This window comes from Actinokineospora sp. UV203, from assembly GCF_056323665.1.
In genome coordinates this window covers 5,647,354-5,670,376 of record NZ_CM150484.1, presented here as the reverse complement: position 1 = coordinate 5,670,376, position 23,023 = coordinate 5,647,354, and the positions used below count along the sequence as shown (strand labels likewise).

Annotated in this window: 13 protein-coding genes; 1 reads left to right on the top strand and 12 read right to left on the bottom strand. The window is 70.7% G+C overall.

Translation table 11 applies throughout. The features are described from left to right. Window positions 1–592: 592 nt before the first annotated feature. Window positions 593–1,960 (bottom strand): MFS transporter, encoded by a 1,368-nt coding sequence (locus ACUZ2Y_RS27185; protein ID WP_476324184.1) that lies wholly within the window; start codon window positions 1,958–1,960, stop codon window positions 593–595. A 210-nt stretch (window positions 1,961–2,170) separates the two neighbouring features. Here ACUZ2Y_RS27185 and ACUZ2Y_RS27180 point away from each other — a divergent pair, with 210 nt between their 5' ends. Next, on the top strand, window positions 2,171–2,884 hold the full coding sequence (locus ACUZ2Y_RS27180) for a TetR/AcrR family transcriptional regulator (protein WP_476324183.1): 714 nt from the start codon (window positions 2,171–2,173) through the stop codon (window positions 2,882–2,884). A 68-nt stretch (window positions 2,885–2,952) separates the two neighbouring features. Here the strand turns inward: ACUZ2Y_RS27180 and asnB are convergent, their stop codons facing one another. The 11 genes from asnB to ACUZ2Y_RS27125 form a co-directional block, all read right to left on the bottom strand. Next, on the bottom strand, window positions 2,953–4,797 hold the full coding sequence (gene asnB, locus ACUZ2Y_RS27175) for an asparagine synthase (glutamine-hydrolyzing) (protein WP_476324181.1): 1,845 nt from the start codon (window positions 4,795–4,797) through the stop codon (window positions 2,953–2,955). A 264-nt stretch (window positions 4,798–5,061) separates the two neighbouring features. Next, window positions 5,062–6,489: an ABC transporter ATP-binding protein gene (locus ACUZ2Y_RS27170; protein WP_476324179.1), complete on the bottom strand. Its 1,428-nt coding sequence runs from the start codon at window positions 6,487–6,489 to the stop codon at window positions 5,062–5,064. Next, on the bottom strand, window positions 6,486–7,241 hold the full coding sequence (locus ACUZ2Y_RS27165) for an energy-coupling factor transporter transmembrane component T (protein ID WP_476324177.1): 756 nt from the start codon (window positions 7,239–7,241) through the stop codon (window positions 6,486–6,488). Before ACUZ2Y_RS27165 ends, ACUZ2Y_RS27170 begins: the two co-directional genes overlap by 4 nt. Then, window positions 7,238–7,813: an MptD family putative ECF transporter S component gene (locus ACUZ2Y_RS27160; protein WP_476324175.1), complete on the bottom strand. Its 576-nt coding sequence runs from the start codon at window positions 7,811–7,813 to the stop codon at window positions 7,238–7,240. Before ACUZ2Y_RS27160 ends, ACUZ2Y_RS27165 begins: the two co-directional genes overlap by 4 nt. Before the next feature lie 101 nt (window positions 7,814–7,914). Beyond that, window positions 7,915–8,631: a thioesterase II family protein gene (locus ACUZ2Y_RS27155; protein ID WP_476324173.1), complete on the bottom strand. Its 717-nt coding sequence runs from the start codon at window positions 8,629–8,631 to the stop codon at window positions 7,915–7,917. An 89-nt stretch (window positions 8,632–8,720) separates the two neighbouring features. After that, window positions 8,721–10,436: an ABC transporter ATP-binding protein gene (locus ACUZ2Y_RS27150; RefSeq protein ID WP_476324171.1), complete on the bottom strand. Its 1,716-nt coding sequence runs from the start codon at window positions 10,434–10,436 to the stop codon at window positions 8,721–8,723. Further along, window positions 10,433–12,274, bottom strand: a complete 1,842-nt coding sequence (locus ACUZ2Y_RS27145; RefSeq protein WP_476324169.1) for an ABC transporter ATP-binding protein — start codon at window positions 12,272–12,274, stop codon at window positions 10,433–10,435. The genes ACUZ2Y_RS27150 and ACUZ2Y_RS27145 overlap by 4 nt, the downstream gene beginning before the upstream one ends. Window positions 12,275–12,408: 134 nt before the next feature. Beyond that, window positions 12,409–13,464: a Gfo/Idh/MocA family oxidoreductase gene (locus ACUZ2Y_RS27140; protein WP_476324167.1), complete on the bottom strand. Its 1,056-nt coding sequence runs from the start codon at window positions 13,462–13,464 to the stop codon at window positions 12,409–12,411. Window positions 13,465–13,484: 20 nt separating this feature from the next. After that, entirely contained in the window at window positions 13,485–17,522 is a 4,038-nt protein-coding gene (locus ACUZ2Y_RS27135) for a non-ribosomal peptide synthetase (protein WP_476324165.1), read from the bottom strand. Beyond that, window positions 17,519–22,018, bottom strand: a complete 4,500-nt coding sequence (locus ACUZ2Y_RS27130; protein WP_476324163.1) for an amino acid adenylation domain-containing protein — start codon at window positions 22,016–22,018, stop codon at window positions 17,519–17,521. The genes ACUZ2Y_RS27135 and ACUZ2Y_RS27130 overlap by 4 nt, the downstream gene beginning before the upstream one ends. Further along, window positions 21,963–22,994, bottom strand: a complete 1,032-nt coding sequence (locus ACUZ2Y_RS27125; protein WP_476324161.1) for an alpha/beta hydrolase — start codon at window positions 22,992–22,994, stop codon at window positions 21,963–21,965. The genes ACUZ2Y_RS27130 and ACUZ2Y_RS27125 overlap by 56 nt, the downstream gene beginning before the upstream one ends. Between the last annotated feature and the right edge of the window lie 29 nt (window positions 22,995–23,023).

Below are 23,023 nucleotides of genomic sequence, written 5' to 3'. Positions count from 1 at the left end.
GCAGCAGCCCTTGGTGATAAAGTGGCGCCGAGCCGGCGCCGACCCGCGGTTACCCACTCACGGGAGAACCGATCCTGACGTTCGAGTATTCCCCCTCTCGACCTGATGGCCGTGTCGACGTTCTCGAAGAGGCAAGCCGCTGGGGCCACCGAGAAAAAGAAACATTTCGGCGGAAACAGTCGACCGACGTCGATACGCCACCGATGAGTCCGCGCGAACGCGCACGTGCCATCAACCCCTCACCCCTCACGAACTCCATCATGCCAAAAGGTGCGCATCGCGGCCACAACATAGGGACAGACCACCGCGACATAATGCGATCGGCACGATCCGTGGATTCGACACGCTCCTACGTGAGGAACACAGTCCTTCGACCGGCGGCTTGACAGTGGAACGAATGTCGGAACCAGAGCCGACGCGTGGCGTCCTCGTTCGAATTCCGGCGGAGACGCGGACAGAAGGCGGTCGCTGGTTGAGCCGGGGGGGGACGGCTCAACCAGCGACCTTATTCATATCGGGGCGACGCCATTGTCCCCCTCGACACAATCTTGAATCGGGCGGCGACTCCACAATGGACGCGCCGGACCTGCTCTTATTCCGCGGTGACTGCCTTGACGGGTTCCGGGCCGGCGGGGATCACGAGCAGTGCGATGGCCGAGGCGGCGACCAGGAGGATGGCGCCGAGGGTCAATCCCCAGGCGTAGCCGTCGGTCAGGGCCGCGGGAGTGGGGATCGGGCCGGTGCGAACCTGGGCGGCGGTGCCCAGAGCCGCCAGGCCGAGCGAGGCGCCGATCTGGCGGCTGCTGCTCAGCAGCCCGGACGCGGCACCCGTCTCCGCGGGGTCGACGCCCACGGTGGCTGTGGAGACCGTCGGGCCGAGGCAGATGCCGAAGCCGATGGCGGTGATGATCGATGGGCCGAACGCGTCGGCAAGGAACGATCCGTTCGACTCGATCATGCCGAACCAGAAGAATCCGATGGCGGTCATCAGGCCACCGACGACGATCAGCGTGCGCGCCGGAACCTTCAAGCCGAGCTTGATGGCGATGACCGCGCCGATGACCACGCCGATGGCCAGCGGCAGGAACTCGACGCCGGTCAGTGCCGGGCTGGTGCCCAGGACTCGCTGCAGGTACAGCGAGACGAAGTAGAACGACGAGGCCATCGTGGCCCCGAAGACCAGGTTGAAGATGTTGGCGCCCACCACCGAACGGTTCGACAGCATGCCAAGGCGGATCAGCGGGTCGCGGCTCGTGGTCTTCTCCACGTAGACGAACGCGACGAGCATGGCGACCGCGATCCCCAACGTGGTCAGCGTGGTCGACGAGCCCCAGCCGTGCTGTTCGGTGCGAACGACGCCGAACACGAGCAGGCACATGCCCGCGGTGGCCAGAACGGCACCCAGGATGTCCGGGCGGCCAGTGCGGCCGGTCAGCGGCGTGCTGTGCACGCGCAAGGCCATGAACAGTGCGATAGCGGCCATGGGCACGCTGATGAACATGACCCAGCGCCAGCCCGCGTACTGCGTGAGCACGCCGCCGATCAGCACACCGAGCGCGCCACCGGCGGCGTTCATCGCGCTCCAGATGCCGAAGGCCTTCACGCGCTCCTTGCCCGAGGGGAACGTCGCGCTCAGCAAGGCCAGTGCGGCGGGCGCCAGGGCGGCGGCACCGATGCCCTGGGCGGCACGCGCGGCCACCAGGTGTTCGGGCTCCTGCGCGAAACCGCCCACGAGTGAGGCGATCGCGAACAGCGCGAGGCCGAAGACCAGGATCTGCTTGCGCCCGAACATGTCGGCGAGCTTGCCGCCCAGCAGCAGGAGTCCGCCGAAGGTGAGGGCGTAGGCGTGGATGACCCATGTCAGGCCCACTGCGCTGAAGCCGAGGCCGGTGGCGATCTCCGGAAGGCCGACATTCACGACCGACAGGTCGAGCGACACCATGAACTGCACGACCGCCACCACGGCCAGGATGAGCCCCGGCTTGCGAGCCTGATGGATGTCCCGTGCTTCTTTTGTTGATTCCGTGTTCGTCAACGCGACCCAGTCCTCTGCGCAGTGCTCCGGTCAACGGACTTTGCGAGCATGTTCCGAAACTATCACCGCCTCCGCCGGGCTGTCGAGCGGTATGGGGGTTTTGCGGGCCGCGTGGCGGAAATAGATGATGGGACGGTGCCAAGTCCCAACGCGAAGGCCGGCCGCACCGGCAGGCCACCTGTCACCTCCCGTGTGGAGATCCTGACCGCGGCCCGCGAGCTGATCGACCGCCACGGCTGGGAGAAGGTGACCATCCGCGCACTGGCCGGTGAGCTCGGCATCGGGGCGACGACGCTGTACCGCCACGTCAGGGACAAGGAGGACCTGCTCCTGCTGCTGATGTCCGAGTACGCGGACCAGCTCCCCCGGCCGACGCTGCCCAGCGAACCCCGGGAACGGATCATCGCCGCGGCCATCACGATCCGCGACGCCCTGACGGCCTGGCCGTGGGCCGCGGACGTGCTGACCACGGACGGATTCATCGGCAGACTGGGCGATTCCGCGCTGTTGCTGGTCGAGGCCATCGTCTCCGGCGCCATCGACCACGGCTGCACGCAGGAGCGGGCGGTCCACATCTTCCGCCACCTCTGGTACTACACCGTCGGCGAGGTTCTGGTCCGTGCGAACTCGGCACGCGTGCACGAGGACGTCGACCGACCCGCGTTCGCCGACCCGGGCCTGGTCGACCTCGACCCGTCCCGAACGCCGCACTTGGCCGCCGTCGGCGGCCACTGGGCGGTCCTCGCGGCGCAGGACACGTACGCCCAGGGCGTTCGCTCCTTCGTCGACGGACTGCTCGTGTGGGCCACCGCCGACGCCCCTGACGTCAAGGGCACTGATCAGCACTAATCGGCACTGAACGGACCGGTGGTCCGGCCCGGGATCCGGACCGGACCACCGTCCGCGCGTCGTTTCGGTCAGTCCAGGTCGAGTTCGGGCGAGTGCAGGTCCAGCCAGGCGGCCACGTCGAGCACCCGCTCCAGTCCACCGCGCACCGCGAGCGACATCCCTGCCGGGTCCGCGTCCGCGGTCTGCTTGGCCCAGCCGCTGTCGATGATCGCGAACAGCGGCGCGCCGGGCTCGGCGAGCAGTTCCTTGACCTGCTGCTGCAGTGCCGCCGCGTAGCCGGGGTTCTGCAGCGACGGGTACGGGCTCTTGACCCGGTCCACCACCGAGCGCGGCAACACGGGCGCGGCGGCATGGCGCAGCAGGCTCTTCTCCCTGCCGTCAAAGGTCTTCATCGCCCACGGCGTGTTGTAGACGTACTCGACGAGCTCGTGGTTGCAGAACGGCACGCGCACCTCGAGCCCGACCGCCATGGACAACCGGTCCTTGCGGTCGAGCAGCGACCGCACGAACCGGGTCAGGTGCAGGTGACAGGTGATCCGCATGAGCCGGTCGAACTCGGACTCGCCGTCGAGCAGTTCGATCTCGGCGACCGCGGTGGAGTACTGGTCGGCGGTGTAGGTCTCGACGTCCAATCGCTTGCGCAGCCCCGGTTCGACGTGGTCGGTGCGGCCCGCGAGGCTCAGCGGCGGGATGACCGTCATCCACGGGAAAGTGCCGGACCGCAGCACCTGCTCGTGGAAGAACCACGGGTAGCCGCCGAACACCTCGTCGGCCGACTCGCCCGACAGCGCCACCGTCGAGTGCTCGCGGATCGCCTTGAACAGCAGATACAGCGAGTTGTCGAGGTCGCCGAAGCCGTTGGGGATATCGCGAGCGGCGACCGCCGCGCGCCGCACCGCGGGGTCGGAGAGAGCTGCGGGGTCGAGCATCACGTTGTGGTGCTCGGAGTTCACGTGGAGCGCCACGTCGCGGACGAACGGCGAGTCCGGCGTGTCGCGCATCTCGTCGGGGACGAAGTTCTCCTCCTGGCCGATGAAGTCGACCGAGAACGACCGCACCCGCTCGCCTTTGGCGGCCAGCCGGTCGGCGGCGAGCGCGGTGATCGCGCTGGAGTCCAGGCCGCCCGAGAGCAGCACGCAGCGCGGCACGTCGGAGATCATCTGCCGCTCGACGACGCCGGTGAGCAGGTCGCGTACGCGGGCGACGGTGTCCTCGCGGCTGTCGGTGTGCTCCAGCGCGCGCAGGCGCCAGTAGGTGCGCTCCTTCACCCCGCCGCGGTCCACGGTGATCAGGGTGCCCGGCAGCATCTCCCGCATGCCCTTGTACAGGGCCCATCCCGGCGCCTTGGTCTGGGCGAACAGTTCCCGGAGGCCGTCCGTGTCGACCACCTTGCGCACCGCCGGGTTGGCCAGGATCGCCTTCGGCTCGGAGCCGAACAGCACGCCGTCGGGGGTCGGGTAGTAGAACAGCGGCTTGACGCCCATGCGGTCGCGGACCAGGACGAGCTTCTCGTCGCGCCCGTCCCAGATCGCGAAGGCGTACATGCCGTCGAGGTGGTCGACGACGCTCTCGCCCCATTCCAGGTAGGCGCGCAGGACGACCTCGGTGTCGCTGTCGGTCCGGAACGTGTGCCCCTTGCCCCGCAGGCGGTCGCGCAACTCCTCGAAGTTGTAGGCCTCGCCGGAGTAGACCATGACGACGTCGCCCGCCGGGGTGGTGATGGTCATCGGCTGCGCGCCACCCGGCAGGTCGATGACCGCGAGACGGCGGTGGCCGAGTCCGACGTGAGTGCGCAGGTAGGTGCCGCGCGCGTCCGGGCCGCGGCACGACATCGTCTCGGTCATCGCATCGAGCGCGCCGCCCCGGCGCGTCAGGTCGGCGTCGAACGCCACCCAGCCCGCGATCCCGCACATACGCACAACCCCATTCCCCGTAAATGGATTTCCCCATGCAATAAATCAAACATCTATTTGCATCGTCATACTATCCAGCGCCGCCGCCGCGGGACAATATTCGTTCCACCCATATCCTGGTGGATTCCTCACACCCCACCTGCCCCACGCCGTTTACCTCGACAAACACGGGTGGCGCGGGCCATCGACCCGACTATTTCAAACGGCGTCGCGAAGCGCCGAAGAAACGAAAGCGCACTTATACGACGTGCGGTGAAATACCGGTCACGAGAGCGGGCGCAGGCGCAGTTCCCGGTCCGCGGCGAGGTCGAGCAAATCAGCGTCATGGCTGATCAGCACGACGACCGCACCGCCCGCGGCGACATCGCGCATCGTCCGCGTCATCGACCGCAGGTGGCGGCGGTCGACGCCCGAACTGGGCTCGTCGAAGATGACGACCCGGCGCCCGCTCAGCCGGGCCGTGGCGACGACGAGGCGCTGCTGCTGGCCGCCCGACAGCGACAGCGGGTGCCGGTCTCCGAATTGGTCGAGGTCGAGGTCCGCGAGCACCGCCGCGACGTGGTCAGCCTGCTCGGGGGTCCTACCGAGGCGCAGTTCGGCGTCCACGCTGTCGGTGAACAACTGCCGCTGCACATCCTGCATCACGATCGCGGTCTCCCGCTGGCGTTGCGCGCGCGAGCGGGGGCGACCGTCGAGCAGCACTCGGCCGTCGTGGCGCTGCAGGCCCGCGAGAACCCGGGCCAGGGTGCTCTTGCCCGCGCCGTTGGGGCCGGTGACCGCGGTGATCCGGCCCGCGGACAGGTGCGCCTCCTCGATGTCGAGGACGCGGCGGCCGCGGAAGCCGCACCGGACGCCGCGCAGCACGAGACCCGAGCCCGCCACCGCGGCGCCGGTCGGTTCAGGGTCGGCGGTCTCGACGCTGGGGCCGTGCGCCGCGGCCGCGGCGACCGCGACCCGCACTGGAGCCACCAGGCCGCGCAGGCCTTCGGTGCGCAGCGTCTCATCGGTCAGCGTCGCGATCTCCGGCCGAGTCCACTGCCTGGTGACCTTGCCACCATGCAGAACCACGATCCGGTCAGCGAGATCACGCAGGTAGTGCAGGCGGTGTTCCGCGATGACCAGCGTCATCCCCAGATCGCGCAGGTGGCGCAGGACCCTCGTGAAATCGTCGACAGCCCGCGCGGACAGGTTGGACGTCGGCTCGTCGAAGAGCAGGACGGGCGGACCGTGCGTGATCGCCGCCGCGCACGCCACCCGCTGCTGCTGGCCGCCCGACAGCTCCCGCAGCCTGCCCGTGAGCTCGTCGAGCCCGAAGTCGGCGGTCACCTCGGCCACCCGTTCACGGATCCGCTCGGACGGGGCGCCGAAGTTCTCCAGCGCGAACGCGAGTTCGGTGTCGATGGCGTCGGTGAAGAACTGGCGACGCGGATGCTGCAGCACGGTCCCGGTCACCCGCCCGACCTGAGCGAGATCGGTGATCGGCGCCCCGTCGACGCGGACCTCGCCCTCCAGTTTTCCCTCGTGGAACAAGGGAATCAGGCCGTTCATCAGGCGCAGCGCGGAGCTCTTGCCCGATCCGCTCGGCCCGCACACGACCACGGTCTCACCGCGCCCGACGCGCAGGTCGAGCCCATCGAGGACGGCGGCGTCACCGCCCTGGTAGGTCCATCGGACGCCCGACAACTCGATCACAGCGAGCCTTTCCACAACATGGTGGCCGCAATGAGGACCGCCACCACGGCCACGACGGCCACGTCGGTGCGGCCGAATCGCGGTGGGTGCATCGCCGTCGGGTGCTTGCGCGAACCCAGGCCACGCAGCAGCGCCGACGCGGACAGGTCCTCGGCCGACCGCAGGCTCGACGCCATCAGCGGCACGGTGAAGTACTCGATCGCCCGGAGGGGATGGCGCAGCATCGCCCCGATGCCACCGAGCCCGCGCAGCCGCATGGCGTCCCACACCGCCGCCGTCTCGGCGATGATGGTCGGCATAAACCGCAGGAGCACCGCCCCGGACACGGTGAACGCCGTCGGCACCCGCGCCGCCCGCAGTGCCGCGGTGAGCCTGGTCGGCGAGACGGTGCGGGCCAGGTGCGCGGCGATACCGCCGATGGCGATCAGGCGCAGCGCGAACCCGGCCGTGATCGCCACGATGCCCAGGATCGGCCAGGGAGCGACCAGCGGAAGCAGGTAGCTCGCCACGGCGGCCGCGAGGGCGGCCAACGGGATCGCCACCGCCCGCCGCCACGCCCGTTCGGTCACCGCGAGCAGGACACCGACGACCAGCGCCGCGGGCACGAACCACAATCCCCCGGGCGCCATGATGGTGATGCTCGCGGACAGCAGCAGCGCGACCGCGGTGCGCGGGTCCATCGTCGCGCGACCGAGTGTCCCGGCCCCCGCGGGCAGCCCGGCCTGTTCCGTGCGCGACCGGGCCACCGTCACGCGATTCCCGCTTTGCGGAAGTGCTTGTCCAGCAGGCGCAGCCCCAACGCGCCGCCGATCAGTCCGAAGGCGAACGTCGACAGGTCGAACGCGGCCAGCACTCCCGGCGACAGGAACGAGTCCAGCGCGTCGCGGTACTCCTGGCCCATCGACTGCATGTACTCGCCGGACAAATAGTCCTCACGCGCGTAGAACATCGGCAGGAACAGCCCGGCGAACCACATGCTGAACACCGCGTACGCGACCACACTGAGCTTGCGCGACCGGTATTGGCCCAGCCACAGCAGCGTTTCGGCGATCAGGGCCAGCACCACACCGAGGACCAGAGCGACCGCCGGGCTGCCGATCAGGAGCATGAAAGCGTTGACGATGACCGTGAACACGGTCACCATGCCCGCGTGCTTCACCCTGGTGAGGAACAGCATGAACGGCACGCCGCCCGCGATGACGCTGACCACGATCGAGACCAGTGTCGCGAGTGGACCGATGAACTCGAGGGCGTTGAGCACCCCCACCGTCACGAGGTAGAGCGCGGCGAAGATCCCGATATTGATCAGGTCTCGGGGGCTCATCTTGACATCGAGGCGTGGCCGGCTGGTGGATTCGATGGTCACGGTGTCGCTGCTCTCGTCTCGTGTGGAAGCTCGGTTCTCGGGGGTGCGGAAGGATTCGGTCACGGCGCTGAGGGCCACGGAACCGCCGACGCGCACGCCGCGGCGGCGCGTGCGTGGGCGGTCACCAGATCGATCACCCGGTCGCGGTGGTGGTCCAGGTAGAAGTGCCCGCCCTCGAAGACCGTGACGTCGCACGAGCTGTCGGTGACGTCGGCCCAGCCATGGGCCTCCCGCTCATCGACCTCGACGTCCCGGTCGCCGTGGAGCACCGATACCGGCGCGTCCAGGCGTGCCCCGGGAGTCACCGTGTAGGTCTCGCTCAGGCGGTAGTCGTTCCTGATGATCGGCAGGAACGTCTTGATCAGCGCTTCGTTGTCCAGCACTTCGAGGTTCGTCGCCTCGGTGCGACGCAGTTCCTCGATCAGCTCGTCGTCGTCGCCCAGGTGCACGGTCCCCGGCCGGGCGAGTGCCGGGGCGGGATGCCCCGACACCACCAGCCGGGCGGGGGCGCCGCCCGTGACCGTCATGCGGCGGGCGATCTCATACGCGGCGAGCGCGCCCATGCTGTGTCCGAACAGGACTGTCGGCAGCGGCTGCCCGAACGGCAGGTCGCCCGCCAGAACCGCGGCGAGCTCCTGAATTGTCGTCGGCAGCGGCTCGTGGAACCGGTCCTCGCGGCCCGGGTACTGCACGGCGACGAACTCGATGTCCCACGGCACCGCCGCCGTCCATGGCTTGTAGTAGCTCGCGCTACCGCCGCCGTGCGGAAACAACACCACGCGCGCCCGTGCGTAGGGGCGAGCCGCGAGCGGGCGAAACGCCCCCGCTCGCCCTTCCCAGGCCGGGGAACCGCTCATCATGGCGCTCACCCGCTCGCCGTGGAAGCCGTGGAGATGTTCCAGAAGTTCGCGTAGCGGCCGCCTTGGAGCAGCAACTCGTCGTGGCTGCCTTCCTCCACGATCTTGCCGCCGTCGAGGAACACCACGCGGTCGGCACGGCGGACCGTGCGCATGCGGTGGGCGACCGTCACCACGGTCCGGCCCGCCATCAGCCGCTCGATGCCCTCGTGCACGGCCGCCTCGTTGACCGGGTCCAGCGACGAGGTCACCTCGTCGAGCAGGACGATCGGCGCGTCCTTGAGCAGGGCGCGGGCGATCGAGACGCGCTGGCGTTCGCCACCGGAGAGCCGGGCGCCGCCCTCGCCGACGTCGGCCGCCCACCCCTCGGGCAGTCGGTCGATCACCTCGTCGAGCCGGGCGGCGCTCGCCGCCGCACGCACCTCGGCGTCCGTGGCGTCCGGACGACCGACCCGCACATTCTGCTCGATGGTGCCGTCGAAGAGGTAGACGTCCTGGAACACGATGGAGATCCGCGACATCAGGTCTTCGGTGTCCATCGAGCGCACGTCCACCCCGCCGATGCGCACGGCGCCCGCACCCACGTCATAGAAGCGCGCCAGGAGTTGGAGCAGCGTGCTCTTGCCCCCGCCCGACGGGCCGACGACCGCGAGCCGCTGTCCGACCGGGACAGTCAGCGAGACGTCGTCGAACACGACGCGGTCGCCGTGCTTGAAGGTGACGGAATCGAACTCGACACCGTGGGTGTCCGGGCGCACCGGCTCGGCCGGTTCCGGCAGCGGCGCGGTGCGCAGCACCGTGTCGAGGCGGTCGAGTTCGACTCGGGCGCCGCGCAGTTTGCCGCCGATGTCTGACAGCGACAGCAGCGGGTCGGCGCAGCGGGCTGCCAGCACCAGGATGCTCAGCAGTTCGGCGACACCGATGTCGCCGCCGAGGCCGAGATACGTGCCCAGGACCATGAGAAGCGTGAAGACGATCTGGACCGTGACGGTCAGGCTGACCGCGCCGGGCAGCACCGCGGCGACACTGCGGCGGGAGGTGCGCTCCACGTCCTGAAGCGCGTTGTCCAGCAGCCCGAAGCGCTCACCGGTCCGACCACCCGCGCGCAGCACCGGCTGCGCCTGGATGAACTCGATGACGCGCCCGGCGGCCTCTTTGTCACGCTCGTGGCGCTCGGCGTCGACAGCGGCGGACGAGCGCGCGGTCCACTTCTGGATCACCGCGACGACCGGCGCCGCGGCCAGCGCGGCCAGCCCCAGCCGCCAGTCGTAGGCGATCATCACCGCGACGATCGTCAGCGGGGTCACCAGCGCCGAGATGAACGGCGCCAGCAGGTGCGCGGCGACACCGAGGGCGGCGAGCAGACCCTTGCTGGCCATCGTGGACACATCGCCGACCCGGGTGGCGTCGTACCAGCCCAGCGGCAGGCGGGCCAGGTGGTCACCGAGCTTGTAGTACATCCCGCGCAGCATCGAGGTTCCGACCCGCATGCCGGACACGTCGCTGGTGTAGCGCAGCACCGCGTAGACCGCGACCGCGCCCGCGAAGCCGAGAAGGTAGGGCCAAGCGTGCGCGGGGTTACTCCCGAACAGCTCGCGCAGCACGGGGACCAGCAGCGCGTACAGCAGGCCCTCGACGATCGCCGTGACGGTCATCAGGGCGACGGTGCGGCGCATCGGTTTGGCGTACTCATGTCCGAGTACGCGCAGCAGCAGTCCGATCATCGGGTTTCCTCTCCTGACACGGCGGCGCTGCTGGTCTCGACCTCGGCGATGGCCGACTGCTGCGCCTGCCAGAACGCCGCGAACTTCCCGCCGCGGGCCAGCAGATCGGCGGGTTTGCCGCGCTCGACGATGACGCCTTCCTCCAGCATCACCACGGTGTCGGCGTGGGCGACGGTCTCGAGCCGGTGCGCGATGACCAGCACGGTCCGGTCGGTGCCGCGCGCGGTCAGCGCCTGGCGCACGGCGTGTTCGGTCTGCGGGTCGATGAAGGCGGTCGCCTCGTCGAGAACCAGGACGGGCGCGTCGGCGAGAAGCGCACGGGCGATCGAGATGCGCTGCGCCTCACCGCCGGAGAGCTTGACGTCCTCACCGATGATCGAGTCGTAGCCTCGCGGCAGCTCGAGCGTCCGGTCGTGGATATTGGCCAGCTTGGCCACCCGCACGATGTCGTCGTGTTCGGCTTTGGGCACCGCGAGGGCGATGTTCTCCGCGACCGAGGCCCGCAGCAGACGGACGTCCTGGAAGACGAACGAAACCGTCCCGTAGAGCTCGCGGGCGCCGAGGTCACGCAGGTCGACTCCGCCGAGCATGACCGAGCCGTGCGTCGGGTCGAAGAACCGCGGCAGAAGTTGGACCAGCGTGGACTTGCCGCTGCCCGACGGACCGACGAGCGCGGTGACCGTGCCCGGTTCCAGGGTCAGGTCGATCCCGCGAAGCACCTCGTTGTCGTCCTCGTAGCCGAACCGGACGTCGCGCAGCTCCACCCGGTGCCCCCGCGAAACGACCGGGTTCTCCGGCTCCGGCAACGGTTCGACGTCGAGCACCTCCTTGATGCGCCCGACCGCGCGGCCGGCGGCCTGCATGTCGTCGAAGCCGTGGCCGATCGCCGCGATCGGCGCGGTCAGGCCAAGGCCGAGCAGCAGGAACGGCAGCAGATCGGCCGGTGCCATGTCGCCACCGGTGATCAGCGATGTGCCACCGAGCAGCACCACCAGCAGCACGAATGGGGGCGAGAGCCACAGCTGCATCGCGGCGGCGACCACGGACATGCCGCGGACCCACTTGGAGAAGATGTCAACGAAGTCGTCGGCGGCCCGGAGGAACTTCCGGTGAGCGCGCTCGGCCCCGCCGAACGCCTTCACCACCGAGATGCCCTGCACGAATTCGACGACCGAGCTGGCGATGCGGCCCATCGCCGCGTCGAAGTCCTTCTGCTCCTGCGTGCGGGCGGGCAGCATGAAGAACGGGACCATCAGCATCGCGAGCAGCACGGGAATCAGCGTGATCAGCGTGAGCCGCCAGTCGATCGACAGAAGGTAGATCAGCGACGCCAGCGGCACCACGAACGCCGCGACGAGCTCGCCGGGCGCGTGGGCGATGAACGGGTGGACGGCGGCGACGTCGTCGCCCACGACTTTCGCCAGCTCGCCACTGCGGCGGCGGGAGTACCAGCCGATCGGGACGCGGCCCAGCTGGGCGGCCAGCATCCGGCGGAAGCCCAGCTGCACCGCGCCGTCGACGTAGTGGCCGAGTCCGAACGACGCGGACGTGAACACCAGCCGGACCAGCAGGCCGGCCGCGCCGATGATCACGACGGTCCAGATGTGGTCGCGGTCGACCGGCCCCGACGCCAGCAGGCCGCGCCCGATCTCGACGACGGCGAGCAGCGGCGCGAGGCCCGCGAGCGCGCCGATGACCTGCAGGGCCACGACGATGGCGAACTTGCCCGCGAACGGGCGGATCAAGGAACCCATCTTCACCCCCGGGGTCTCCGCGGGAATGACCTCCGGTGGCGGCGTGGACTGCTCCCCTGCGTCAACGAGGTCGGTCACATTCATCGCTCTCCCACTCGATTTTCGACACTCCGACGATCTTGAACCTATCGGGCCCGGTCTCGGCGCGATACCACAATGCGTCGTGTTCCACCAGGCCCTCCGTACGCGCATGGACGTACGGGGGTACGCCATCGGACCTACAAGTCGGCGACGGTCAGCGGGTCGCCCGCGTCCGGAGTGGCCACGTCGGGGTAGCCGATCGCCTCGGTCAGTTCCTTCCAGGCATGTGCGACCGACAGAGCGCGCCTGCCGCGCCGCAGCGGATCCGCACCCTCCTCGACCCGCGCGCGCAGGTCGTCCATCGCGGTCACCACACCGCCGCTCCACATCTCGTCCACGGCCGTCGCCCAGGTCGGCGGTTGGGCCGGGCCGAGGTAGTCGGCGGTGCGTCCGCCGAAGTCGTCCACCCACGACCCGTCCTCGGCCGCGACCGGGAGGAACCGGCCCACGTCGTCGGACCGCACGCGCAGCACCGGGCTCCAGATCACCGGTCCGTGGGTGTTGGCCAGCATCAGGTTGCCCGCGTCGGTGCCGATGGTGATCCGGTGCAGGAACAAGCTGGTGCTGTCGTCACCCGCCCGCATCCGGTTCTCCACGCGCAGGGTCAGCGGCACCCCGCCGACCTGGCCATGCACGCCCGCCAGTGGCAGGCCCGCGCGCCGCGGAACCGGGTCCAGCGACCACGGCTTGAGCCCCTCGAAGACCTCGGCGAGGATGTCGATCAGGTCATAGGAGACCTGGATCGCGCACATCGCGTCGACGAACACCGGCTTGCGCAGGCTCACCAGCTTCCGCGCGGCGGCGGTGAACCGGCGGACCGGTTCCAGGTGTGGGTAGAAGGTGTTCACCAGGTACTGCGACCCGGTGCGCCGCGCGACCTTCAGGCAGTCCGCCAGTTCGGTCGGGTGCAGCGGATGTTCTTGCAGCACGTGGATTCCGCGTTCGAGCAGGGCCTTGGCCAAGTCGGCGCCGGACCCACCGCCGACCGCGGCCGACACGACGACACAGGCGGCGTCGATGTCGTCCGGCAGGCTGTCGACCGTGGGATACAGCGGGACCGCGTAGTCCCGCGCGAGTGCCGCGGACCGGGCGCTGCCCCTGGCCACGATGCCCGCGAGCTCGTAGCCCTCGGCGCGGGCCAGGGCCGAGAGGTAGATCTGGCCGAAGCGCGTGCCGCACACGACGACACGCATCGGCCGGGGTGTCTCGGTCATCATCGGCCCATCGGGGGTGTCGAGATCGCGTCCACTGTCGTGGACACGTTGGGCCGCACGAGGCAGGTGGCATGGTCACCGGGGACGTCCACGACAGTCAGGTCACCGAGGCACACATCGCTCCAGAACCCCGTTGTGTCCTCTTCGGACTCGACGGGCCGGAGCAGGGTGATGTCGTCGGCGTAGGGCGACGGGTCGTAGCACGCCACCGCCTCGGCGGTGTGCGCGAGCACCAACCCGCTCTCGCCCGCCCCTTCGCCCGCGATGCCGGACAGGATGGTCAGCCGTGCTGTCGCGTCGGCCTCGCCGAGCGCCCTGGCCAGTTCCAGCGCGATCGGACCGCCGAGGCCGTAGCCGATGACCTCCACCTCGCCGAAGCCCGCGGCCAGCACCTCACGCGCGTATCCCGCGCCCAGCGTCTCGACGAGCTCCGCCGCGGCGATGCCCAGGTAGCGGTCGGTGTCGGGCGCGGTGAGGCCCAGCAGCGGCCCGGCGCCCGTGAGGCCCTCGATCAGTTCCTCGTATGCGGCTAGGGTTCCCGTGCCGTCGTGCACGAGCAGACGCACCGGACCGGCCCCCGCCATCACGAGCGGGACGAGCGCCTGCCGCTCGACCACCGGGCCGGTCCCCGCCTCGGGTCCAGCCACAGGCTCGGACTCCAGCCATTTGCCCAGCCCGGAGACCGTCGGCGTGTCCAGCAGGGCACGCAACAACACGTCGAAGGTGATCCGAGCGGCGTTGGGGACGCGCTCACGCAGCTGTCCGACGAACTGCGCGGCGAGCAGCGAGTTGCCGCCCGCGTCGAAGAATCCCGTGGTGCGGCTGGGAACCTGCCCGCCGAGTACCTCGACCCACAGCCGCGCGATGCGCTCCTCGACACCCGGGCGCGGCGGCTCGGCGGGTTCCCCGGTCGACACGGTCGAACCGGTCGGCGCGGGCGTCGCGTCGAGCAGCCGCTTGCGGTCGACTTTGCCGTTCGCGGTGAGCGGCAGGGTCTCGACCACATGCACCCGCGCGGGAACCATGTGCCCGGGCAGTCGACCGGCCACCCAGCCCACCAGTTCCAGCGGGTCGACCGGTTCGCCCGGCCGCGCGGGGATCACGAACGAGACCAGCGTCCGCTCGAACGCGTCCCTGCCCGCCGCCAGCACCACGCAGGTGCCCACGTCCGGGTGCTCGCCGAGGACCGCCTCGATCTCGCCGAGTTCGATCCGGTGGCCGCGGATCTTGACCTGTTGGTCGGCGCGGCCGAGGAACTCGATCTCGCCGTCGGGCAGGTACCGGCCGAGGTCGCCGGTGCGGTAGAGGCGCTCGCCGCTGTCCGGGTGCTCGAAGAAGCGCTCGGCGCTGCGCTCGGCGTCGTTGAGGTACCCGTCGGCCAGCCCGGCGCCCGCGATGTAAAGATCGCCGGGGACCAGCTCCGGCCGGTCGCGCAGCGCGGAGTCGAGCACGTGGAAGCGCTGGTTGGCCAGCGGCACGCCGTAGGGGATGCTGCGCCAGTGCGGCTCGACGGTCGTGATCCGGTGGTAGTTCGACCAGATCGCCGCCTCAGTGGCGCCGCCGAGGCTGATCAGCTCGGCGCCCGGCACGTGCCGTCCGGCGTGGGCGGGCAGCGACAGCGGAATCCAGTCGCCCGAGAGCAGGGCCAGCCGCAGCGTGGGCAGCGCGGTGGGCTCGACGTCGAGGTAGTGCATCAGCATCTGCAGCTGCGCCGGAACCGAGTTCCACAGCGTCACGCCGTGCTCGGCGACCACCTTGGCCCAGTGCGACGGGTCGCCGCGCCGGGTCGCGTCGGGCAGCACGAGGGTCGCGCCGACGGCGGTCGGGCCGAACAGGTCGTAGACGGACAGGTCGAAGCTCAGCGCCGCCAAGCCCAACACCCGGTCCGCCGCGCCGACGCCGAAGCGGACGTTGATGTCGTGCACCGTGTTCGCCGCGGCCTCGTGGCTGATCATCACGCCCTTGGGCGTTCCGGTCGACCCCGAGGTGTGCATGACATAGGCGAGTTCGCTCGCGGCCACGCGGGGCAGCTCGGGCAGGTCGGCCACGGGGATCGGCCGCACGTCGGTGACGTCGACCGCGTGGGCGCCGGGCGGCAGCGCGTCGGCCGCCGCGGGGTCCGCGACCACGACGAACCTCGCTCCCGCGGCGGTCAGGATGGCGTCCCGGCGCACCCGCGGCTGGCCCAGGTCGACCGGGACGTACACACCGCCCGCGAGCAGGACGCCGAGAACGCCGACCGTCTGGGCCCGGGACTTGTCGATCAGGACGCCGACGAAGTCGCCCGGTACGCACCCGGCGGCGCGCAGCCGCTCGGCCACCGCGGCCGCCCTGCCCAGCCACTCGCCGTAGGTCAGCGACCCGGTCGCATCGATCACCGCGACCCGGTCGGGCAACTCGCGACCGTAGGCCATGAGCGGCTCGTGCAGCAGGCCGCCGGGGGTGGGCGCCTCGGTCGCGTTCACCTGGGCCCGACGGGCACGCTGCGACTCGGGCAGGGGCCGCGGGTCGATGGCCGACCACGCCGTGTCCGAGGCGGCCAGGCCGTGCAGTAGCCCGACGAACGCGGCGAACATGTCGTCGACCAGGCCGGCGGGGAAGATCCCCTCGCGCACGTCCCAGTTCATGTCGAGGACGCCGAGCTGGTCGCCCACCTGGCAGTCGATCCACACCTGCGGGGTCTGGCTGATCCCGTACACCGGGCGCGCCTTGCGACCCGCCGCCGAGGCCATCTCGCCGCCGACGCCGATGCTGCCCGTGAACACCACGGGCAGCGCGGCCGCCGCGTCGCGGCCCCGGCGCCTGGCGAGTTCGCGCAGCACCTCCACACCGCTGAACAGCCGGTGGTCGAGGTCGTCGAAGACGCGTTCGCCGATGGCGCGGGCGCGGTCGGCGAAGCTCGCCCTGCCCTCGAGATCGAGGGCGAGCAGGCTCAGCGAGGTGAAGTCGCCGAGCATCCGGTCGACCCTCGGGTGCAGCGGCATTCGGTTGAGCACGGGCAAGCCGAGGCAGAATCGCTCGACCCCGCTCCAGCGGGCGATCGTCTCGGCGAACGCCGCGAGCACCGCGTTCGCGGCGGTGATCCCCTGCCGCGCGGCGCGCGCCTTCAGCGCCTGCCACACCCGACTGTCCACTGTGGTAGTCAGCCGGCGGAACAGCCGGGGCGCCGTCGCCGGATCGTGGTCGTCGCGAGTCGGCAGTGCGGGCGCGCCGGGCAGTCCGTCGAGGCGCCCCATCCAGTACTCGCGGTCACGCGCGTACCGCTGGGTGTCACGCAGCCGCTTCTCCGCCAGGACATAGTCGCGGAACGTCGCCTCGAGTGGGGGCAACTCGCAGTCGGGCCGCTGGTAGCGACGGTCCAATTCGGACAGCAACAGCCGGATGCTGACCCAGTCCAGGGCCATGAAATCCACCGACACGTGCAGCACAGCACGGTCCTCGGCGAGTGTCAGGCGCAGCTCGTACATCGGGCGCACACCCGCGGGGTGCACCTTGTGGGAGATCTCGTCCCGGACGGCGGTGATCGCCTCCCGCACCGCCTCCGCCGAGGCGCCGCGCAGGTCGGCGACCGGGATGCGGGTGTCGGCGAGTTCAGGCAGGACGCGCTGGGTGCCGTCCTCACCGATGATCACCCGCAGCGCGTCGTGCCTGTGCACCAAGCTGTCCCACGCCCGCTGCAACCGCTCGGGGTCGAGGTCGGCCGGGTACTCGAACTCCTCGTAGATGTGGCACGAGACGCCGCCGTACGCGAAGGCCCCGTTACGGCCGAACAGGTACGCGGACTGGACATCGGTCAGCGGGAACGACTCCAGCCGCGCCTCGGGGTCGTCCCGCCACAGCGACTCGCCCGCGTCGGGCCGCGCGCTCGGCGGCCCCTCGGGCAGCACGGTGAGCAGGTCGGCCTTGTGCACGCGCAGGTTCGCCTTGCGCTCGTCGGTCATCGCGCCGCGGGGAGCGCGAAACCTCAGCTGCTCTCCCTCGCGCCACAGCTGGATCCCGGCCGCGCCGAGGTCCTCGATCAGCTCACCCGCGGTCAAAGTGACCCCTCCTCGATGTCCTCGAACGCGTCGATCAGCGCGCTCAGGCCCGCGACTGTCGGCGCGCGCATGACCTCGCGCATCGGCACGTCGGCGCCGCGCTCCCCGCGCACCTCGGCGACGAAACGGGTGGCGAGCAGGCTGTCGCCGCCGAGCCGGAAGAAGTTCTCGTCACGGCCGACCGAGTCGAGCCCGAGCAACTTCATCCACAGTTGGGCGACGAACTCCTCGGTCGCGCCGCGCGGCGGGTCTCCCACGTCGCGCGGACGGTCGACGGACTGTTCGAGCGCGGTGAGGATCCGCTTGCGGTCGACTTTGCCGTTCGCGCTGAGCGGCAGCACCGGCAGCACCGCGATGTGCGCGGGCACCATGTGCTCCGGCAGGTGGTCGGCCGCCCACCGGCGAAGGGCGTCCACGTCGACTCCGCGCGCCGACTCCGGCCGGTCCGCGGTGAGCAGGATCTCGCCGGTGTCCTCCTCGCGCAGCACCTCGACGTCGACGAATCCGGCGTCGGTGAGGGCCCGAGTCCAGCGCCGCGTCCCGTGGAGCCAGCCCGCGCCGTGCGCGCCGTCCTCGAACCGGCCCGCCCGCGCCTCCAGCGGCAACGCGGTGATCAGCGCCAGCGGCGTCGGGTAGGCGCGTTCGAGCAGGTAGAGCCTGCCGCCAGGGGCGAGCAGCACAGCCATCGTGGCCGCGGCCGCGTCCGGGTCGGGCATCCGGTGCAGCACGTTGTCCGCGACGACAGCGGCGAAGGCGTGGACGTGCTGCCCGGCGATCGCCTCGTGGCCCTGCGGCGACACCCGCGTGCTGTGTCCCTGCTCGGCCAGCCGCGTCTCGGCCTTGGCCAGGGCGGGTGCCGACGGGCCGAGCAGCGTGTACTCGACCGCGTCGGAGGCGAGCTCGGTGAGCACTCGCGCGGCGCCGTTGCCGCCTGCCACCCCCCACTGCGCCACCGCGCCGGACCGGCCGCGAAGGTCCGCCCCGATGGCCTTGAGGCATTCGGCCGTCGCGGGCATCAGGTCGTTGAGCGCTTCCGGGGCCAGCACCGGGTCGTCGAGCAGCGCGGTGGCGTCGCCGCCACCGGAGACGATTCCGGTGAAGAGCGGCTCCGCCCACTCCAGCGCGGTCGCGACGGCCGCGAACCGGGTACCGATGGCCGACTCGCGCACCTGCTTGATCCACGCCTGGTCCGTGACCTCGGCCCACCGGGGCCCCTGCTCGCAGCCCGCACCCGCGCGGCGAACCACCGCACGCTGGGCGAGGTAGTCGAGCCAGATGTCCACGACAGGACGCTGCCGCGCGCAGACCGGCAGCGCGGCGGCCACCCCGTCGACCAGCGGCGCCACGACAGCCGCGAGCAGCGCCTCCACCAGTTGGTGCTCCAGCGGGTTCGCCTTGGCGTCCGCGGCGGGCGGCAGGAACTCGCTGTGCGCGGCGGCTGGGCGGTCGACGGCTGGGCGGTCGGCGCCCTGGTGGGCGCGCTCCGCCGCCGCCGAACGCTCGGTCACGGCGGCGGCGACCCCGCGCGTGCCCTCGGTGACCACCACCGCGACGGCCTGGGCCACCTCCGCGTCGGCCTGCAGGCAGGACTCGATCTCGCCGAGCTCCACCCGGAAGCCGTTGATCTTGACCTGGTGGTCGAGGCGGCCGAGGAACTCGATGTTGCCGTCGGGCCAGAAGCGGCCGAGGTCGCCGGTGCGGTACCAGCGCTCGCCGTCGACGACCGGGAACCGCGCGGCGGTCAGCTCGGCGTCGCCTCGGTAGCCGAGCGCGACACCGGCGCCGCCGATCCACAGCTCGCCGGGCACCCAGTCGGGACAGTCGCGGCCGCGGCCGTCGACGACGCGGAACTTCTGGTTCTTCAGCGGCTTGCCGTACGGGATCGATCGCCAGCCGTCCTCGACCTCGGCGACCTCGAACGAGTTCGACCAGATCGCGGCCTCGGTGGCACCGCCCGCGGCGATGAACCGGCACCGGCCGCCGGTCGCCTCGGCGAGCCGCGCGGGCAGGTCGAGCCCGATCCAGTCACCGGAGAGCAGTGCCACGCGCATCGACTCGGGCAGCGGCTTGTCCTCGGCGGCGATCAGGACCATGTCGAGCAGGGCGGGAACCGTGTTCCAGAACGTCACCGAATGCGTGTGACACAGGGCCAGCCACTCGGCGGCGTCGCGCCTGCCGGTCTCGGAGACCAGCACGGCCGCGCCGCCCACAGCGAGCGGACCGAAGATGTCGTACACCGACAGGTCGAAGTCGAGGGCGGACACCGCCAGCACCCGGTCGTTCGCCCCGACACCGAATCGCTCGTCGATGTCCTCGACGGTGTTGACACTGGCGCGGTGGTCGAGCTCCACGCCCTTCGGCAGACCGGTGGACCCCGAGGTGAAGATCACGTAGGCGGGGTCGTCCGGCTCGGCGGGCACCGGAGCGCTCAGCGGCGCCTCGGCCAGCGCGGCCTCGATCGTGACCACCTCGACGCCGGTGTCGGCCGAGCTCAGCTGACCGCTGCCGTCGAGGATCACCTTGGCGCCGCTCAACTCCAGGATTCGCGCGCGCCGCTCGGCGGGCTGGTCGACGCCGATCGGGATGTACGCGGCACCCGCGGCGAGCACGCCGAGGACCGCCGTGATCTGTTGGTCACCCTTCGGTGCGACCACGGCGACGTATGAGCCTCGGCCGACATCGCGCCGCGACAAGGCGCCGGCGACGGCCAGAGCCCGGCGAGCGAGTTCGTCGTGCGCCAGTGACTCGTTCTCGCCCCACAGCAACGCGGGCAGGCCCGCCCGCGCGGGCGCGTGCGCGAAGAACGCGGTGTGCAGCAGGTTGTCGGTCATCTCCCGGGTGTCGGAGTTGACCTCGGCGCGCACTTCACGCTGCGCGGCGGGCAGCGGAAGTTCCGGCAAGGCATCCCACGAGCCGACCAGCAGCGCGCGCACGAGCGACTCGTAGGCCGCGATCATCGTGTCGAGCACGTCGGCGGGGAACAGCTCCTCGACCGCGTCCCACACGAGACGTACGTTGTTGTCGCAGGTGCGGTAGATCTGCTGGTCGAGCCAGACCTGCGGGGTCTGCGAGATCATCCACGAGACGTCGCCGAAGCGGTCGGCCCACTCGTCGGGGATCAGCGGCGCGGACAGGTCGTAGGAGAACACGACCGGCGCGGTGCGGGGCGCGTCGACGTCGGCGCGGGCGAGGTCGCGCAGCACGTCGACACCGGTGTAGGCGGCGTGCCCGATGTCGGAGTGCAACTGCCGTTGCACGACCCGCGCGCAGTCGGCGAAGCTGTCGCCCGCCAGCTTGACCTCCACCAGCACCAGGCCGGAGAAGTCGCCGACCAGGCTGCCGATCTCCGGGTGCGCGGCGAGGTCGCGGTCGAACAGCGGCAGGCTGAGCAGGAAGTGATCGTCCCCGCTCCACCGGGACAGGATCAGCGAGTAGGCGGTGGCCAGCACCGCGGCGGGGGTCAGGCCGGCCTCGCCGCAGCGGCGCTCGAGCGCGACCCACTCATCCGCGCTCAACTCCCAGTGCCTGCGCACGAACTTGTGCTTGGTGACAGTCTCCGGGTCGACCGCGAGCGGCAGCTTCGGACCGCCGGGCAGCGACGGCACGCGCTGCTGCCAGTACGGGCGCGCCCGCTCCCGGTCGGACTCGCGGGCCGCGGCGTGGTCGGCCTGGTACTGGCCGAAGGTGTAGGTGAGCTCGGGCAGGCCGTTGGGGTCGTCGTACAACGCGACCAGTTCGATCAGGATCAGTCGGAAGCTGGCCAGGTCGGCGGCGACGAGGTCGACGTTGAGGTGCAGCCGGTCGACCCCGCCGGGCAGCCGCGACAGCGAGACGTCGATGACCTCGCCCCGGTCGACGTGCAGCCACCGGTGGGACAGCCTGTCGCGCAACGCGAGCGCGGACGCCTCCGCCCGCCCGGGAGCCTGGTCGCGCCAGTCGTTGACGGTCAGGCCGGGCCACGGCGACTCGGGCAGGATGTGGTGCATCGCGTCTTCGCTGAACCGCGCCCGCAGCATGGGGTGGCGCTCGATGAGCGCCCGCACCGCGGCCTCGAGGCGCTGGGGCTCCAGTTCCGGCACGTCGAACTCGATGTAGTTGTGGCAGCCGATCCCGCCCAGCTCCTGATGGTCGGCGCGGCCGAACAGGTAGGCCTGCTGCACCGGGGTCAGCGGGAACGTGCTCGGCGGAGCGCTCGCGAGGGCGGGCTCGGCGGGTTGTGGTGCGGGCTCGGCGGTGATCGCGAACTCGGCCCACGCCGACAGCCTGGGGTCGGCGGACAGCCGCGCGAAGGTGACCTCCGAGCCCGCGCCGTTGAGCCGCTGGGTCAGCCGCATCAGGTCCATCGACTGCAGACCGAGTTCGAAGAGGTTGGTCTCGTCGTCCTCCGCGGTCAGCTCGATGCCGAGCACACCGGACACCGTCTCGCGCAATGCGTCGCGATCAGTCGCGGTCATGTCCGCCGACCCCACCGCGGGTTCCTTGTTCTCCGGTGACATTTCCAAGCTCCCTTGCGCGCTGTCCATCGATGACCCTGCCGTGGAGATCACGAATACCGTCTGTTGTGGACTCCGGAGACCCCTCGGCGCCGTCCGCGCCGCGCCGCTTCTCCCTACGTCCCAGGAGCCTGGCGACCGCGTCGCCGAGCGCCGTACCCGGCCGGCCGAGGTCGTAGGCCAAGTCGAAGTGGTTGCGGGATGGGGCGACCAGCTCGGTGACGTCGCCACCGAGCGCCCGCACCGCGTGGGCGAACTCCCGCTGCTGTCGGCCGAATTCCTCGGTCTCGCTCTCCCCGCGCGCCACCACGAGCGGCGGCAGCGCCGGACCGAGGTGGTGCATCGGGCTGCACGCGCGCGCGGTGGCGGTGTCCAGCCCGAGTGGCGCGTTGACGTAGGTGCGCGACACCGGTTCGAGGTCGTACACCCCGCTGAGCAGGACCGCGCCCGCCACCGCGTCCACCGCGCGCGTCCCGGTCCGCCGCCAGCCCGCCTCGTCGAGCAGCGCCATGACGATCAGGTGCGCACCCGCCGAGCAGCCCGCCAGGTAGACCGACCCGGGCTTGCCGGACAGTTGGTCGAGATTCGCGCAGATCCAGCGAATGCCGCCCGCCGCCATGGCGATGATCTCGGGCAGGGAGTACGCCGGAGCGAGGCCGTACCCGAGCGCCGCGACCGACACCCCGGCGGGCACCAGGTCGGGCGCCATGAACGCCGACTCGTTCCGGCTGACCTCCTGCCAGTACCCGCCGTGGACAAACACCAGCAACGGCCCACCCGGATCCCTGGCCGGGAAGAGGTCGAACAGCTCCTCCGGCCTCTGTCCATATCGGACACCGACCTCGACGTCGAGCCGTTCCCGCGCCGCGGCGCTCCGCCGCGCGTACTCGGTCATGTAGACGTCGATGTCGGGGACGCACGAACTCGGCGAGTACTGGACGTCCAGGGTTTCCTGGTCGTACGAAAGGTAGATCGTCACGAGACCTTCCATAGGTCGGTCGCGGGCCG